At 72.7% G+C, this 15,975-nt stretch carries 13 protein-coding genes and 1 pseudogene; 7 read left to right on the top strand and 7 right to left on the bottom strand.

Going from position 1 to position 15,975, the window contains the following annotated elements; all coding sequences use genetic code 11:
- Window positions 1–159: 159 nt before the first annotated feature.
- The 5 genes and pseudogenes from ACIQWG_RS38750 to ACIQWG_RS38730 form a co-directional block, all read left to right on the top strand.
- A pseudogene (locus ACIQWG_RS38750) lies at window positions 160–354 on the top strand (dihydrofolate reductase family protein); the annotation flags it as partial.
- A 101-nt stretch (window positions 355–455) separates the two neighbouring features.
- Window positions 456–1,388, top strand: coding sequence for a GNAT family N-acetyltransferase (locus tag ACIQWG_RS38745; RefSeq protein WP_404105178.1), 933 nt, complete (start codon window positions 456–458; stop codon window positions 1,386–1,388).
- A gap of 76 nt (window positions 1,389–1,464) precedes the next feature.
- Window positions 1,465–2,265 carry a sugar phosphate isomerase/epimerase family protein gene (locus ACIQWG_RS38740; RefSeq protein WP_404105176.1) on the top strand — a complete coding sequence of 267 codons (801 nt, stop codon included), beginning with the start codon at window positions 1,465–1,467 and terminating at the stop codon, window positions 2,263–2,265.
- Between the two features lie 143 nt (window positions 2,266–2,408).
- Complete coding sequence (locus ACIQWG_RS38735) at window positions 2,409–3,653, top strand: MFS transporter (RefSeq protein ID WP_404105173.1); 1,245 nt, start codon at window positions 2,409–2,411, stop codon at window positions 3,651–3,653.
- Window positions 3,650–3,874: a hypothetical protein gene (locus ACIQWG_RS38730; RefSeq protein WP_404105170.1), complete on the top strand. Its 225-nt coding sequence runs from the start codon at window positions 3,650–3,652 to the stop codon at window positions 3,872–3,874. Before ACIQWG_RS38735 ends, ACIQWG_RS38730 begins: the two co-directional genes overlap by 4 nt.
- A 3-nt stretch (window positions 3,875–3,877) precedes the next feature.
- Here ACIQWG_RS38730 and ACIQWG_RS38725 read toward each other — a convergent pair whose 3' ends face one another.
- From ACIQWG_RS38725 to aroA, 3 genes are read right to left on the bottom strand one after another with little or no spacing between them, the layout of a single operon-like run.
- Window positions 3,878–4,459, bottom strand: coding sequence for an RBBP9/YdeN family alpha/beta hydrolase (locus ACIQWG_RS38725; RefSeq protein ID WP_404105167.1), 582 nt, complete (start codon window positions 4,457–4,459; stop codon window positions 3,878–3,880).
- Complete coding sequence (locus tag ACIQWG_RS38720; RefSeq protein WP_404105164.1) at window positions 4,456–5,100, bottom strand: GNAT family N-acetyltransferase; 645 nt, start codon at window positions 5,098–5,100, stop codon at window positions 4,456–4,458. Before ACIQWG_RS38720 ends, ACIQWG_RS38725 begins: the two co-directional genes overlap by 4 nt.
- A gap of 13 nt (window positions 5,101–5,113) precedes the next feature.
- Window positions 5,114–6,349 (bottom strand): 3-phosphoshikimate 1-carboxyvinyltransferase, encoded by a 1,236-nt coding sequence (gene aroA, locus ACIQWG_RS38715; RefSeq protein WP_404105161.1) that lies wholly within the window; start codon window positions 6,347–6,349, stop codon window positions 5,114–5,116.
- A gap of 407 nt (window positions 6,350–6,756) precedes the next feature.
- Between aroA and ACIQWG_RS38710 the strand changes: the two genes are divergently transcribed.
- Window positions 6,757–8,619: a glycoside hydrolase family 3 protein gene (locus ACIQWG_RS38710; protein ID WP_404105158.1), complete on the top strand. Its 1,863-nt coding sequence runs from the start codon at window positions 6,757–6,759 to the stop codon at window positions 8,617–8,619.
- 141 nt (window positions 8,620–8,760) lie between these two features.
- Window positions 8,761–9,429: a hypothetical protein gene (locus tag ACIQWG_RS38705; protein WP_404105155.1), complete on the top strand. Its 669-nt coding sequence runs from the start codon at window positions 8,761–8,763 to the stop codon at window positions 9,427–9,429.
- Between the two features lie 19 nt (window positions 9,430–9,448).
- Here ACIQWG_RS38705 and ACIQWG_RS38700 read toward each other — a convergent pair whose 3' ends face one another.
- The 4 genes from ACIQWG_RS38700 to ACIQWG_RS38685 form a co-directional block, all read right to left on the bottom strand.
- Complete coding sequence (locus ACIQWG_RS38700) at window positions 9,449–10,855, bottom strand: S28 family serine protease (protein WP_404105283.1); 1,407 nt, start codon at window positions 10,853–10,855, stop codon at window positions 9,449–9,451.
- Window positions 10,856–10,966: 111 nt separating this feature from the next.
- Window positions 10,967–11,356, bottom strand: a complete 390-nt coding sequence (locus ACIQWG_RS38695; protein WP_404105152.1) for a hypothetical protein — start codon at window positions 11,354–11,356, stop codon at window positions 10,967–10,969.
- A 102-nt stretch (window positions 11,357–11,458) separates the two neighbouring features.
- Window positions 11,459–15,178: an ABC transporter ATP-binding protein gene (locus ACIQWG_RS38690; protein ID WP_404105149.1), complete on the bottom strand. Its 3,720-nt coding sequence runs from the start codon at window positions 15,176–15,178 to the stop codon at window positions 11,459–11,461.
- Between the two features lie 60 nt (window positions 15,179–15,238).
- Entirely contained in the window at window positions 15,239–15,544 is a 306-nt protein-coding gene (locus ACIQWG_RS38685; protein ID WP_404105146.1) for a putative quinol monooxygenase, read from the bottom strand.
- Between the last annotated feature and the right edge of the window lie 431 nt (window positions 15,545–15,975).

Below are 15,975 nucleotides of genomic sequence, written 5' to 3'. Positions count from 1 at the left end.
CTGGGAAGTCCACGTCCGGTTTCGACGTCCCGCGATCCCCCGGTCGGCGTCCGGCGAACGTCCGGCCCGGCGCTCGCCCGCACGTGCCCCTGCCCCTGTCCCCGCCCCCGGCTGAGTCGGTTCGGCGTACGGACGGACCGCCACCGTCGGCGTCCGCACCCGTGGCGCGTGCGGACCCTCATCCAGGAGGGGCTGGTGGGCGAGCTTCAGCTCATCGTCATGCCGGTGCTGCTCGGCGGCGGCAAGTCGATCTTCCCGGCCGACGGGGTGAAGCGGCCGCTGGAACTGGTCTCCACGACCGCCGCCAAGACCGGCGCCCAGGTGTGCGTCTACCGGCCCGCCGCGCGGGGGTAGCCGTCGGGACGCGGACGGCCTAGGCTCGACCCCAGAAACCTCTGACTGAGTCAGACATCGGCCGATCGTATCGCCGCAGAGTCCACCGGGGGTCGACGCTCATGACCGTCCACGACATCCGCGCCTTCAACCGCTTCTACACGAACGTCATCGGCGCCCTCGACTACAGCCGCCACCTCTACGCCCCGTACACCCTCACCGAGTCCCGCGTCCTGTACGAACTCGCGCACTCCCCGCGTACGGACGCCGCCGACCTGCGGACCGAGCTGTCGCTGGACGCGGGATATCTGAGCCGGATCCTGAACAAGTTCGAGCGGGACGGGCTGATCGAACGCACCGCTTCCCGGCAGGACCCGAGGCGCCGCCGCGTCACGCTCACCGCGCGCGGCCGGGAGACCGGCAAGCTGCTGGAGGAGCGGGCGAACGAGTCGGTCGGCTCGCTGCTGTCGACCGTGCCGGAATCCGACCGGCCGCGCCTCGCCGAGGCGATGACGACCGTCCGCGCGATCCTCTCCGACGGCCGCCCTCCCCGCCGCGAGGACGTCCTGCTGCGCGAGCCCGGCCCCGGCGACCTCGGCTGGATCGTGCAGCGCAACGCCGCGCTGTACGCCGCCGAGTACGGCTGGAACACCGACTACGAGGGGCTGGTCGCGCGGATCGTCGCGGACTTCGCCGAGGACCACGATCCCCACCTGGAGCGGGTGTGGATCGCCGAGCTGGACGGCCGGCCGGTCGGCTCTGTGATGTGCGTACGCGACGAGGCGCCCGGCACGGCCCGGCTGCGCCTGCTGCTGGTGGAGCCGGAGGCACGCGGCCTCGGCATCGGCGACCGCCTCGTCACGGCCGTCGTCGACTTCGCCCGTGGCGTCGGCTACCGCGAGCTCGTCCTGTGGACCAACGACGTCCTGGCCGCCGCCCGCCGCCTCTACCAGCGCCACGGCTTCGTCCTCACCGCCGAGAAACCCCACCGTTCCTTCGGCAAGGATCTCAACGGCCAGGACTGGCGACTGGATCTTCAGGGTACGCCGGAGTGAGGCCCTCGGCCGGTGATCGTCCCCTCGGTCGTCCGGCCGGATGGGCGTCCCTCCGTTTCCCTGGCAAGGTGGATGCATGAAACTGGCGTTCTCCACACTCGGCGTCCCCGGTCTCCCCCTCCCGGACGTGCTGCGGCTCGCGACCACGTGCGGGTATCACGGCGTCGAGCTGCGCGCTCATCCGGAGGAGCCGGTGCACCCGGGACTCGGGCCCGCCGAACGCGAGGAAGTGGCGGCCGAGTTCAAGGCCGCCGGCGTGGAGCCGGTGGGGATCGCCGGGTACGTCCGGGTCGCCGCGCCCGGGGACGACGGGCCCGTGATCGAGGAGATCCGCCGGCTCGTCGACCTCGCTCACGACCTCGGCGCCCCCTACGTCCGCGTCTTTCCCGGCGCCGACCCGGAGCAGAGCCGGCAGTCGGCGGACGCGATCGCCGCGCGGCGTCTCGGCACGGCCGCGGAGTACGCCGCCGACATGGGCGTACGGATCCTGCTGGAGACCCACGACTCGCACCGCACCGCCGCCGCCTCGATCCGTGTCCTCGGTCTGGTCGGGCACCGTCACGTCGGATCGCTGTGGGACGTCATGCACACCTGGCTGGGCGGCGAGCAGCCCACGGAGAGCTACGCGGCCCTCGCCCCGTACCTCGGCTACGTCCAGGTCAAGGACATCGCCTCCCCCGACGACACGGCCCCCCTGCCGCTCGGCGCCGGTGTGCTGCCGCTCGCCGAGTGCGTGGAGGTCCTCTCCCGGCACGGCTGGGACGGCTGGCTGTGCTGGGAGTACGAGAAGCGGTGGTACGAGGAGGCGGCGCCGCTGGAGGGGCTGCTGACCGGGGGGCGGGAGCATCTCGCGCGGTTGCTGAACGAGTCGGCGTAGGCGGAGGCGTTCGGGCCGCACCACCACCGCGGCCGGGCCGGATCCGGGGCCGGTAATTCGCTGGCCCGCCGGGACGGCCCCCGTATAGCGTCGCGCCTCGTGCCCGAACCGCCTGAACCCGCCCGCGGCCCCGCCATGCCGTCATGAGCCTCGCGCGTACGTTGATCGACGTACGGCCACTGCGGACCCACCCCGTCTTCCGGCGGCTGCTGATCGGGCGGACGGTGTCCGTGCTCGGCAGCTTCATGACCATGGTGACGGTCATGTACCAGGTGTGGGACCTGACGCACAGCACGGTCTGGACCGGTGCGGTCGGGCTGGCGCAGGCCCTGCCCATGGTGTGCGTGGGCCTGTTCGCCGGGGCGTGGGTGGACCGGGGCGACCGGCGGCGGATCTACCTGGTCGCGACCGTGGGGCAGGCGGTCTGCGCGCTGCTGCTCGCGGTGCAGGGCTTCACCGGGGGCGTACCCGTGGGCGGGATCCTCCTGCTCGTGGCGGCCGGGGCCTGCTTCGGGGCGGTCGGCGGGCCGGCGGCCGGCGTGTTCGTGCCGAGGCTGCTGCCCAAGGACCAGGTGGCGGCCGGGCTGGCCCTCAACCACGCCACCGGCCAGGCGATGATGCTGCTCGGCCCGGCGCTGGGCGGGCTGTTCCTCGGCTGGTTCGGTATCGGCGTCTGCTACGCGCTGGACGCGCTCAGCTTCGGCCTCGCCTTCTACGGCGCCTTCGGCCTGCCCGCGCTGCCGCCCGAGGGTGAGCCCTCGCGGGCCGGGCTGCACGGCGTCCTGGACGGACTGCGCTTCCTGGCCGGCCACCGGGTGGTGCGCGGCGCGCTCGTCACCGACCTCGCCGCCACCGTCCTCGCGATGCCGGTGAGCCTCTTCCCGCTGGTGAACGCCGAACGCTTCGGCGACGACCCGCGCACCCTCGGCCTGTTCCTGTCGGCGGTGGCGGTCGGCGGCATCACGGCGACCGCTCTGTCGGGCTCGGTGACCCGGCTGGGCCGGCCCGGCCTGGTGATGCTGTGCGGGGCGGCTACCTGGGGCGCCGCGCTGGCCCTGTTCGGCCTGCTGACCGACCCCTGGGCGGGGCTCGGGCTGCTGGTGGTGGCGGGCGCCGCCGACGCCCTGTCGGTCATCTCGCGCGGCACGATCGTCCAGACCCGCACCCCCGACGCCCTGCTCGGCCGGGTGACGGCCGCCGAGCAGATCGTCGGTCAGGCGGGCCCCCATCTCGGCAACCTGCGCGGCGGACTGGTCGCCGGCTGGTCCTCCGGCACGACGGCCCTGGTCACCGGCGGACTCCTGTGCGTGCTCGCGGTCACCTGCGTGGCGACGGGCACGCCGGAACTCCGGGACGGGAGGGCCGCGCCGCCTCCGCACGGGTCATGAGCTCGGCAGGGCGGCAGGGGCGAGGGGCGTTCTCGGCGCGCGGCGGCCATCACACCGGACGCCCCAGCACCGGCACCGGCACATTGGTCGCCGGCTGGTCCTCCGGCACGACGGCCCTGGTCACCGGCGGACTCCTGTGCGTGCTCGCGGTCACCTGCGTGGCGGCGGGCACGCCGGAACTCCGGGACGGGAGGGCCGCGCCGCCCCCCGATCGGACGTGAGCGTCACACCGAGCGCCCCAGAACCGGCACCGTCGGATCCACACACCACGCCAGCACACCGGGCCACGGCCCGTACCCGGCGTCCAGGTCGAGGTGGGCGGCGCCCGGCAGGACGTCGGTCGGAAGGGCGAGCGGGGCGCCGTACAGCGTGGCGGCTCCCCCCTCGCAGTACGGGTCGTCGTCGCCGGCGACCAGGCGGGTGGGGCCGGGTAGGGTGAACTCCAGGGACGGCGGGGCGAACCGGGCGACCTCCGGGTACCGGGCCAGCACATCGCCGGACGGCGGGGCGACGAGCAGCACCCGGTCCACCGTGTCGAGTCCCGGCATCCCGCGCGCGACGGCGTGCGGCCACAGCACGGCGGACAGGCTGTGCGCGACCACGACGCGCTCCGCGCCGGCGTCGAGCCCGGCCAGATGCCGGCCCAACTCGTCGAGCCAGACCTCCAGTTCGGGCTCGTCCGGGTCCGGAAGCTGGGGATAGACGACCTGGTGGCCGAGGTCGGTGAGCCGGTCGGCGAGCCAGTACTGCCAGTGGCCCTCGGGACGGCGGTTCTGCCAGCCGTGGAGGATGAGGTAGGCGGTCATGGCGCCGATGGTTTCCGATCCGGCCCGAACCCGTCCAACCGGTTCTCCAGCCGTTCCCGGCACCGCGGCCACTCCGCCGCCGTCACGGAGAAGATCGCGGAGTCGCGCAACCGCCCTTCCTCCCCCGGCGCCCACGACCGGGACCAGTTGCGCAGCACGCCCTCGAAGCGGGCGCCGGTCTTCTCGATCGCCGCGCGGGAGCGCGCGTTGCGGGCGTCCGTCTTGAGGTCCACCCGGCACACGCCCCACTCCTCGAAGGCGTGGCGGAAGAGCAGCAGCTTGGCCTCGGTGTTCACGCCCGTGCCCTGCGCCGACCGGGCGAGCCAGGTGAAGCCGACCTCGACGGCGTCGAGCCGGTCGTCGGAGAGCCAGCAACGCGGCTCCCAGTAGGAGGTGGCGCCCACGGCGCGGCCCGAGTGGACGGAGATCTGCGCGTACGGCGCCAACCGCCCGGCCGCCGCCCGTTCGAGCTGCGCGTCGATGTAGTCACCCACCTCATGCGCTCTCGGCACCCATGTGAAGCCGTAGTTCTCCCGGTCCTCCTCGGCCGCCATCGCCAGTTCCGCCGCGTGCCGCTTCTCCAGCGGCTCCAGCCGTACCAGCGTGCCCCGCAGGACCGGCCCCACCAGCTCGAAGCTCACCCGTCGACCCCCGTCACAACCGCGCCCTCAGCGCCCCGAACTCCTCGTGGAATCCCGGGAAAGTCTTCCGTACGCACCCCGGGTCGTCGAACGAGATACCGGGCGCCCGCAGTCCGGTGACCGCGAAGGACATCACGATGCGGTGGTCGCCGTACGACTTGATCTCGGCGCCGTCCGCGACGGGCGTCCCCGGCCGGATCTCGATCCAGTCCGGCCCCGTCGTCACTGCCACCCCGAGCCGGCGCAGGTTCTCCGCGCACGCCTCCAGCCGGTCGCACTCCTTCACCCGGGTGTTCGCCACGTCCTCGATCCGCACCGGGCCGGAGGCGAAGGGCGCGATGGCCGCCAGGGTCGGCATGGTGTCGGAGATGTCGCGCATGTTGACGGTGACGCCGCGCAGTTCGCCGGTCCCGCGGACCGTCGTCGCGTCCGTACCCACCGTCACCCGCGCGCCCATCCGCCGCAGGACGTCGACGAAGCCCAGGTCGCCCTGGAGCGCGCCCTCGCCCAGGCCCGGGACCGTCACCTCGCCGCCGGTGACGGCCGCCGCCGCGAAGAAGTAGCTCGCGGTCGACGCGTCGGGCTCCACCGCGTACGTCGTCGCGCGGTAGCGGCCGGGCGGGACCACGAACACGTCCCCCTCCCTGCGCACTTCCACCCCGAACGCCCGCATCATCGCGATCGTGATCTCGACGTACGGCACCGAGACCAGGTCGGTGACGGTGATCCGCAGGCCCTTGCGGGTCAGCGGCCCGAGCAGCAGCAAGGCCGTCAGGTACTGGCTGGACTGGCCCGCGTCCAGGGTGACCTGCCCGCCCTCGACACCGGCCGCCGTCACGGTCAGCGGGTGGTGGCCCTCCCTGTCCTCGTGCCGCAGGTCCACGCCCAGGTCGCGCAGGGCCCGGGTGAGCGGGAGCAGGGGGCGGCGCCGCATCTGGGGCGAGGCGTCGAAGCGATAGGTGCCGTGGCCGGCGGCGGCGAGTGTGGGCAGGAAGCGGGCGGTGGTCGCCCCGTCGCGGCAGTAGACGTCCGCCTCCGTGACCGCGGGGCCCTGCGGGCGGCCGTCGATCTGCCAGGTCTCCGGGGTCCGGCCGACCCGGTAGCCGAGACGCACCAGCCCTTCGGCGAAGCCCTCCGTGTCGTCCGAGCGCAGCGGCCGTACGAGGGTGGTGACACCGTCGGCCGCGGCGGCCAGGAACAGGGCGCGGGCGGTGATGGACTTGGAACCGGGAATGGCGACTTCGGGCATGTCCTCATGATCGCCCGGAGACCGCCCGCACCGCCGGTGCGTCCATGGGATGGACCCGCACCGGACTTTCGTCCGTTGCCCATCCGTCACCCTGGCCCCGGGCCTCCCGACTTCGCCGGTTCCGGCCGTCCCGGGGAACCCACCCCCACGCCCGCTCGTCCAACCCGCGAGCTGCCGGAGAGTCACCGTGGTGCGGTGTCGGCCCTCGCTGCTGGCTGCGATCGCTGACCAACCCTCTCCGCCGTGCCGCGGCCGGCAGCACGCCGTCATCGGCGCGCCCCCCTCCAACTGCGCCGATGGCGGCCCCTTCTCGGTTACGGTCCATTCCCTTGACTGGCAGAAACTTCCCGGTTATTGGTGACTTCTCGGAAGTTTCCTTCAGCGCACCACCTCCGGAAGGAGCGCACGTGCCCGACACCAGCACGGGAAGCAGGGGAAGGACGCAAGGCGCGGGACTCCCCGCGGCACCGTCCAGACGTACGGTCCTCGCGGCCACCGCGGGCGTCACGACCGCGCTGGCACTCACCGGCCAGGCCCATGCCGCCACCCCCGACGACCGGAAACTGCGGGCCCTCATCGCCCGGATGACCCTGCCGGAGAAGGTCGGCCAGCTCTTCGTGATGCGGGTCTACGGCCACTCCGCGACCGCCCCCGACCAGGCCGACATCGACGCCAACCTCAAGGAGATCGGCGTCCGCACGGCCGCCGAGCTGGTCGCCAGGTACCGCGTGGGCGGCATCATCTACTTCACCTGGGCGCACAACACCCGTGACCCGCACCAGATCGCCGACCTGTCGAACGGCATCCAGCGGGCCTCCCTCACCCAGCCGCGCGGCCTGCCCGTGCTCATCTCCACCGACCAGGAGCACGGCATCGTCTGCCGGGTCGGCGAGCCCGCCACCCTCTTCCCCGGCGCCATGGCCATCGGCGCCGGCGGCTCGCGCGGAGACGCCCGCACCCTCGGCCGGATCGCCGGGCAGGAACTCAGGGCGCTCGGCATCCGGCAGAACTACTCCCCCGTGGCCGACGTGAACGTCAACCCGGCCAACCCGGTGATCGGCGTGCGCTCCTTCGGCGCCGAACCGGCCGCGGTGGCCGGCATGGTCGCCGCCGAGGTGGCCGGTTACCAGCACGCGCGGCAGCTCGCGGCCACCGCCAAGCACTTCCCGGGGCACGGCGACACCGCCGTCGACAGCCACTACGGCTTCCCGGTCATCACCCACACCCGCGCGCAGTGGGACGAGTTGGACGCACCGCCCTTCCGGGCCGCCGTCCGCGCCGGCATCGACTCGATCATGACCGCGCACATCATGGTCCCGGCCCTCGACGACTCCGGCGACCCGGCCACCCTCTCCCGCCCCATCCTCACCGGCATCCTGCGCGAGGAACTGGGCTACGACGGACTGGTGGTCACCGACTCGCTCGGCATGGAGGGCGTACGGACGAAGTACGGCGACGACCGTGTTCCGGTGCTCGCGCTGAAGGCGGGCGTGGACCAGCTGCTCAACCCGCCCAACCTCGACGTGGCGTGGAACGCCGTCCTCAAGGCCGTCCAGGACGGCGAGCTGACCGAGGCGCGCCTGGACGAGTCGATCCTGCGGGTCCTGCGGCTGAAGGCGAAGCTGCGGCTGTTCGACGAGCCGTACGTCAGCCAGGGCGGCGTCGACCGGAACGTCGGCACCCCGGCCCACCTCAGGGCCGCCGACCGCATCGCCGAGCGGACCACGACGCTGCTGGTCAACGAGGGTTCGTTGCTGCCGCTGTCCCGCCGGACCCACCCCAGGGTGCTGGTCGTCGGCGCCGACCCGGCCTCACCCTCGGGTACGACGGGCCCGCCGACCGGCGTGCTCGCCGCCGCCCTCACCGAACTGGGCTTCACCGCGACCGCCCTGTCGACCGGTACGGCACCCTCCGCCGCCACCATCGCCAAAGCCGTCGCGGCGGCGGGCGAGGCGGACGCGGTGGTGGTGGGGACGTACAACGTCACGGCGGGCAGCTCGCAGCGGACGCTGGTCGCCGAGCTCCTCGCGACGGGCAGGCCGGTGGTGGCGGTGGCGATCCGCAACCCCTACGACGTGGCCCAACTGCCCGACGTCCGCGCCTTCCTGGCCTCCTACTCCTGGACCGACGTCGAACTGCGGGCGGCCGCACGGGTGATCGCCGGCCGGGCGAAGCCGTGCGGGCGGCTGCCGGTGCCGGTGCAGCGGGCGGACGATCCGACGCGCGTGCTGTACCCGGTCGGGCACGGGCTGTCGTACCGGGACCGGTAGCGCGGGATGACGCATCGGACGTAGCACGCGTACGCCACACAACGGGCGCACTCACCCCCAACCGACGCAAAGGACCCCGCACGTCTGGCGTGCGCCCGCCGCCACGGGCCACGCTGGACGGGGGTACCCGGGGGGAGTGCGATGCGTGAGAGAAGTGCGGTGGGGGTGGCCTGTGCGGTGCTGGTACTGCTCGTCGCGTTGCTGACGGGGTGCCAGGGCGCTTCGGGGGCGACGGAGGACGGGGACGGGCGGTCCGGGGTGAGCACCGGCGCGAGCGACGGCGAGGGCGGGCGGCAGGTCACCCCTCCGACCCGGCCCGCCGGGTACGGCGAGGTGTTCCTCGGCGTCGACGAGTGCAGTTCCTTCGGCACGACGAGCTTCACCGAGGTGCCGTGCACCGGCGAGCGGGCGGCGGCTCGGGTCGTGGCCCGGCACGACGGCCGGGTGGGCGACGGACCGCTGTGTCCGGCGACCACGGACTTCGTCCTGCACATCAGCGAACAGAGCCGGACCTCCGACGAGGACGGCGACGGAGCGATCCCCCAGGGCTACGCCTGTATGCGCAACCTCACCCCGCCCCACCCCGGCGACCCCGGCGGCGGAGGCGGCCCGCGGACCATCGTCGGCGACTGCGTCTACGACTCCGGCGACGGCCAGGTGCGCGAGACGTCGTGCGACGGCGAGGGCAAGCAGCGGCCGGAGTACAAGGTGACGAAGGCCGTCGACAAGCGGGCGAAGTGCCCGTTGTCGACGGCCCTCTACGTCCAGCTGGGCGGCGAGAAGCCGGTCGGGTGCGCGCGGCCGGTGTGACGGCCGCGGCCCCCGGCTCCTACGGGCGCAGCGTCATTTCCCGCTCCGGATCCCGCACGTCCAGCTTCGCGTCGAACTTCGCGAGCGGCTTCGCCCGGGCCGTGGTCGGCGCGACGCCGGCCCAGTCCAGGATGCGGGCCGTGGCCAGCTCACGCTGGGCGGACACCAGGCCGGCCACCCCGGCGCCGTGGTTGGCTCCCGGCGCCGTGAAGACGTAGGCGTCGCGCGCGCCCTTGTCGACGCGGAAGGGTTCCGCGCCCCACGGGTCGTTCTCGCCGTAGACGAACAGCATGTGACGGGCGTGGTGCCGGACCCAGGAGTCCACGTCCCGCATGACCCGCGGCTGGAAGCTCATCGGGATCTCGCGCGGGACGAAATCGCGCGGCGGCAGGTAGCCGTGGCGGATCAGCCCCGGCTCGATGTGCGGGAACCCGATCGTCGGCGAGCCGAGCTGCGTGCCCGCCTGGTAGTAGTACGGCGTGTACGGGGCCAGACCCTGGTCCGCGTAGGCGGAGAAGCCGGCGATCTCGTCGATCGACGTCCAGATCGCCTCGTCGGTGGCGTGCGCCGCGTCCGCCGGGATCCGGTCGCAGTCGGACAGCAGGCTGTACTGCCAGAAGCCCCAGACGTAGTCGAGCACCGTCGCCTCGTAGGCCTTGTCGAGGCTGCCGATGGTGTCGAAGGTGTAGCCGTTCTCGGCCGCGTACGCCGCGTACCGCTTCTCCAGCGGCTCCCGGCGCACCAGCGCCTCTCGCTGCACACCGTTCAGCCGGTCACGGCACTCCTTGGTGCCGACGCCGGCGAAGAACTCGTCGTACGCCGAGTCCTCCTTGTTCACCACGTCGTTGGGGGCGACGTAGGCGACGACGCCGTCCATGTCGCGCGGGTAGAAGCGCTCGTAGTAGGTGGCGGTCATGCCGCCCTTCGAACCGCCGGTGGAGATCCACTTCTTGGAGTAGACCGACTTCAGCGCCTTGAAGACGCGGTGCTGGTCGCTCGCCGCCTGCCAGATGTCCAGCTTGGACCAGTCGGCCGGGCTGGGGCGGGACGGCGTGAAGAAGCGATACTCCAGGGAGATCTGGTTGCCGTCCACGATCTGCGTCGGCTCGCTCCGCCTGGGCGTGGTGGAGACGTTGTAGCCGCTGGTGAAGAACACCGTCGGGCGGCTGACTTCCTTGTGCAGCACCGTGATCCGCTGCTGGAACGTTCCCTTGGAGGGCTTCCGGTGGTCGACCGGCTGGGTGTAGTTGAGGACGAAGAAGCGGTAGCCGGGATACGGCTTCTCCTCTATGAGGCTCATGCCCGGTATGGACAGCAGACGGGCCTCTATGTCCGGCTCTGCGGCGGTGGCCGCGTGCGCCGTGGCTGTGCCGAGCGTGCCGGTGAACAGCACGAACGTCAGCAGCCATCTGAGGGTCTTGCGCAGCATGCACTCTCCCCTGGGATGCGGAATGTCCGGCGCAAGCTAGCCGAGCAACTCCGCACCGCACCAGGGGAGATCAGGAATTTTCCGCCAGGGATGGCCGAACGGCGCCGTTCAGCACAGGATCCAGCCCTTGCTCACCGACCCGCGCCCCACCTGGCCCTTCACCCACACACAGCGGTGACCCGCGTGAATGGTGACCGGGCCCGCGCGGTGACGGTAGTCGCCCTCGTCGACGACCGGGCGGGCGCGGTACGCCTGCACGCTGACCATCATCCGCTGCTCGCGGCCCGGGTCCTTGGGCTTGGTGATCGCGCAGACGAACCCGCCCCGCTTGTAGACGTACAGGGTGCCGGTGGAGAAGGGATACGTCTTGACCTTGCGTCCCTCGCAGCGCGTGGGAGCGGCCTGCGCCTCCGCCGGGACCGCGACCGCGAGCACTCCGGACGCGGTCAGCAACGCCAGTCCGACCGCCACTCGTCGGCGTATCGCACCTGTGTCCACTGTGTTGTCCTCCCCGTACACCGGCAATGAGCGTACTGATGTACGGACGCACGGCGTATGGCGGATGGTTGCACGACCGTCACGCGGGCAGCGCGGGCGCCCTCACCCGGCCACCCCGACCGGCTCCTCCGGCTCGGCCTCGCCGACGAACGTCCGCCACAGGTCGGCGTACCGCCCGCCCCGGGCCAGCAGCTCCTCGTGGGTGCCGTCCTCGGCGACCCGGCCATGGTCCATGACGACCACGCGGTCCGCGCGGGCCGCGGTGGTCAGACGGTGGGCCACGACGAGGGTCGTACGGCGGCCCGCCAGTCGGTCCGTCGCCTGGTTGACCTGGGCCTCGGTGGCCAGGTCCAGGGCGGCCGTCGCCTCGTCGAGGAGCAGCACGTCGGGGTCGACCAGCTCGGCGCGGGCCAGCGCGATCAGCTGGCGCTGGCCGGCGGAGAGGTTGCGGCCGCGCTCGGCGACCTCGTGGAGGTAGCCGCCGTCGAGGGTGGCGATCATGTCGTGCGCGCCGACCGCGCGGGCCGCCGCCTCGACCTGGGCGTCCGTCGCGTCGGGACGGCCGTAGGCGATGGCGTCGCGGATCGTGCCCTGGAACAGGTACGCCTCCTGCGGGACGACGCCCAGACGGTGCCGGTACGAGGTGATGTCCATCTCGCGCAGATCCGTGCCGTCCACCGTGACCTTGCCGCCGGTCGGGTCGTAGAAGCGCGCCACGAGTTTCACCAGCGTCGACTTGCCGGCGCCCGTCTCGCCGACGAAGGCGACGGTCTGGCCGGCGGGGATGCGCAGGTCGATGCCGGACAGCGCCTCCTCCTCGTCGCCGTACTTGAAGTGCACGTCCTCGAAGGCGACGTCGCCCCGCAGCGAGAGCACCTCCCGCGGTGCCGCGGCGGCCTTCGTCGACGTCGGCTCGCGCAGCAGCTCCTGGATGCGGCCCAGCGAGACCGTGGCCTGCTGGTAGCCGTCGAAGACCTGGGAGAGCTGCTGGACCGGGGCGAAGAACAGGTCGATGTAGAGCAGGTACGCCACCAGCGCGCCGGTCGTCAGGGTCGCGTCGTCGATCCGGCCGCCGCCGACGATCAGTACCGCCGCGACGGCCGCCGACGACAGGAACTGCACGAAGGGGAAGTAGACGGAGATCAGCCACTGGCCCCGGATACGGGCCTGGCGGTAGCTGTCGCTGCGCTCCGCGAACCGGGCGCCGCCGTCCCGCTCGCGCCGGAAGGCCTGCACGATCCGCAGCCCGGACACCGACTCCTGGAGGTCGGCGTTGACCAACGACACCCGCTCACGGGCGAGTTCGTACGCCTTCACGCTCGCGCGACGGAAGTAGTAGGTCGCCACGATCAGCGGCGGCAGCGTCGCGAAGACGAGGAGGGCGAGCTGGAGGTCGATCACCAGCAGGGCGCCCATGATGCCGAAGAAGGTGACGACGGAGACGAACGCGGTGACCAGGCCCGTCTGGAGGAACGTCGACAGCGCGTCGACGTCCGTCGTCATCCGCGTCATGATCCGGCCGGTCAACTCGCGTTCGTAGTAGTCGAGTCCGAGCCGCTGGAGCTGCGCGAATATCTTCAGCCGGAGGGAGTACAGCACCCGCTCGCCCGTGCGTCCGGTCATCCGGGTCTCGCCGACCTGCGCCGCCCACTGGACGGTCACCGCGAGCAGACCGAGCAGCGACGCCGCCCAGACCGCGCCGAGGGCGGCCTGCGTGACGCCCGAGTCGATGCCGTGCCGGATCAGGACCGGCAGCAGCAGCCCCATGCCGGCGTCCACGGCGACCAGGCCGAGGCTGATCAGCAGGGGGCGCCCGAAGCCTCGTAGCAGCCGCTTCAGGCCGTACGACTCCTCCGGGCGCACCGCCCGCGCCTCGTCGATGCCGGGGGCGTCGGTGGCCGGGGGCAGCGCGTCGACCTGGGCGAGCAGCTCGGGCGTGGCCGGGGACTCCGCCAGCGCGAGGTCCTTGGGTTCGCGGTCGCCGGTCCACAGGCGGGGGGTCACACCGCGCTCGGCGTCGAACTCCGCGTCGAGTTCGTCGCGTACGGAGGTGTCCTCCTGGGGGCAGGAGGGCTGGGTGTGGCCGGGTGAGACGCCGCCGAGTTCGTCGGGGTCGGTGAGCAGGCGGCGGTAGAGGGCGGAGCGCCGCTGGAGCTCGTCGTGGGTGCCGATGTCGGCGAGGCGGCCCGCGTCGAGGACGGCGATGCGGTCGGCCAGGCCCAGGGTGGAGCGCCGGTGGGCGATGAGGAGGGTGGTGCGGCCCTCCATGACGTGTTTGAGGGCCTCGTGGATCTCGTGCTCGACCCGGGCGTCCACCGCCGAGGTCGCGTCGTCCAGGACGAGGAGGCGGGGGTCGGTGAGGATCGCGCGGGCGAGCGCGACGCGCTGGCGCTGGCCGCCGGAGAGGGTGAGGCCGTGCTCGCCGACCTTGGTGGCATAGCCGTCGGGCAGCTCGGCGATGAAGCGGTCGGCCTGGGCGGCGCGGGCGGCGGCCTCGATCTGCTCGTCGGTCGCGTCGGGGCGGCCGTAGGCGATGTTGTCGCGGACGGTGTCCGAGAAGAGGAAGGAGTCCTCCGGGACCAGTCCGATCGCGGCCCGCAGCGAGGTGGCGGTCAGCTCGCGGACGTCGTGGCCGCCGACGAGTACGGCGCCGTGGGTGACGTCGTAGAAGCGCGGCAGGAGGAGGGAGACCGTGGACTTTCCGGAGCCGGAGGAGCCGACGACGGCGAGGGTCTCGCCGGGGCGGATCTCGAAGCTGAGCCCGTCGAGGACGGGGCGGCCCTCCTCGTAGCCGAAGGAGACGTCGTCGAACTCGACGGTCGCGGGCGCGTCGGCGGGCAGCGTCTTGGTGCCGTCCTTGATCGACGGCTCGGTGTCGATCAGCTCCAGGACACGCTCGGTGCCCGCGCGGGCCTGCTGCGCGACCGTGAGGACCATGGCGAGCATCCGGACCGGGCCGACCAGCTGGGCGAGGTAGGTGGAGAAGGCGACGAAGGTGCCCAGGGTGATGTGCCCGTTCACCGCCAGCCAGCCGCCCAGCGCGAGCATCGCGACCTGGCCGACGGCCGGGACGGCCTGGAGGGCGGGGGTGTACCTGGAGTTGAACCGGATGGTGCGCAGCCGCCCCGCGAAGAGCCGCCGGCTGACCTCCCTCAGCTTGCCGGTCTCCTGCTCCTCCTGCCCGAACCCCTTCACCACGCGTACGCCGCTGACGGCGCCGTCGACCACGCCGGCGACGGCGGCGGCCTGGGCCTGGGCGTACCAGGTGGAGGGGTGCAGCTTGGTCCGGCTGCGCTTGGCGATCCACCACAGGGCCGGGGCGACGGCGAGGGCGACCAGCGTGAGCGGGATCGACAGCCACGCCATGACGACGAGGGAGATCAGGAAGAGGGCGAAGTTCCCGATGGTCATCGGGAGCATGAAGAGCAGGCCCTGGATCAGCTGGAGGTCGCTGGTGGCGCGTCCGACGACCTGCCCGGTGGACAGCTCGTCCTGCCGTCGCCCGTCGAGCCGGGTGATCGTGCCGAACATCTCGGTCCGCAGGTCGTGCTGGACGTCGAGGGCGAGGCGGCCGCCGTAGTAGCGGCGGACGTAGGTGAGGACGTAGACGGCGAGCGCGGCGGCTATGAGCAGGCCGGCCCACACGGCCATGCCCCGGGTGTGGTCGCCGATGACGTCGTCGATGATCACCTTCGTGATCAGCGGGACGATCGCCATGACGGCCATGCCGGCGAGCGAGGAGCCCAGGGCGAGGACGACGTCCTTGGGGTAGCGCCACGCGTAGCCCCACAGCCGTCGTGCCCAGCCCTGCTGCGTTCCCACTCGGTGCCTCCCCGTCGGTCCTGATCTTCCACAAGGGCCCAACACCCGGGGGTGTGGATTTCATCCCTCCAGGACAGGTGGGCGCACGGGCACGCTCGGGTGCACCTCGCGCTCGACGCGCGGCAGGATCTCCGGGACGTAGATCCGCCGGATGGCGTCCCCGTCACCGTGCGCCTCCCAGTGCCCCCGGCTGGCCCACCGCTCCACCAGCACGAACCGGCCGCCGTCCACCTCCGACCGGTACGCCTCCCAGCCGACACACCCGTCCTCGGCGAGACAGAGCGGACGCATCCGGGCCAGGGCGTCGGCGACGGCGGGGACGTCAGCGGGGGCGGGGACGTGGATGAGCACCACGAGATCGAACATCAGTTTCCCTCTGGGGTGACGGTCCGGACCGGGTCCGGCGGCGGGTGGGGGCGGCGGTGACGAGGTGGGGCGGGCGGCAGCCTTCCCGGCCGGTTCTGGCGGCGGCCATCGGGCGGCCGGAGTGAAGGGGTGGCCGGGCGAGCCCGCGCGGCCCTGCTCGGGCTGAGGTCGGGCGGACGGGGAGAGGGGCCGACCGGAGTGCCCGGCCCGGGCCGGGGACCTGGGCGAGGCCACCGGATCGACCAGCGGTCCCCCATCAGGCTGAGGTAGGGCAGCTGGAGAAGAGGAGCAGGTCGCGGCGCCCGGCCGAGGCCGCCCTCCCGGCTCGAAGCCGACGGATCGACCGGCAGTCCCCCACCTCGCGGGCGGCGCCCCTCCCCGCCGGCTCCGGCACCGACCGGGCAGCCGGTGTGAAGCGGTGGCCGGGCGAG

The organism is Streptomyces sp. NPDC098781, assembly GCF_044759995.1.
Classification (GTDB): domain Bacteria; phylum Actinomycetota; class Actinomycetes; order Streptomycetales; family Streptomycetaceae; genus Streptomyces.
Note: the sequence above shows the minus strand (reverse complement) of the source record. Positions and strands in the feature narration are given on the sequence as shown.

Coding starts and splice junctions, on each gene's coding strand:
- ACIQWG_RS38745 (WP_404105178.1), top strand. CDS start 456: ATGACCGTCCACGACATCCGCGCCTTCAACCGCTTCTACACGAACGTC.
- ACIQWG_RS38740 (WP_404105176.1), top strand. CDS start 1,465: ATGAAACTGGCGTTCTCCACACTCGGCGTCCCCGGTCTCCCCCTCCCG.
- ACIQWG_RS38735 (WP_404105173.1), top strand. CDS start 2,409: ATGAGCCTCGCGCGTACGTTGATCGACGTACGGCCACTGCGGACCCAC.
- ACIQWG_RS38730 (WP_404105170.1), top strand. CDS start 3,650: ATGAGCTCGGCAGGGCGGCAGGGGCGAGGGGCGTTCTCGGCGCGCGGC.
- ACIQWG_RS38725 (WP_404105167.1), bottom strand. CDS start 4,459: ATGACCGCCTACCTCATCCTCCACGGCTGGCAGAACCGCCGTCCCGAG.
- aroA (WP_404105161.1), bottom strand. CDS start 6,349: ATGCCCGAAGTCGCCATTCCCGGTTCCAAGTCCATCACCGCCCGCGCC.
- ACIQWG_RS38705 (WP_404105155.1), top strand. CDS start 8,761: ATGCGTGAGAGAAGTGCGGTGGGGGTGGCCTGTGCGGTGCTGGTACTG.
- ACIQWG_RS38685 (WP_404105146.1), bottom strand. CDS start 15,544: ATGTTCGATCTCGTGGTGCTCATCCACGTCCCCGCCCCCGCTGACGTC.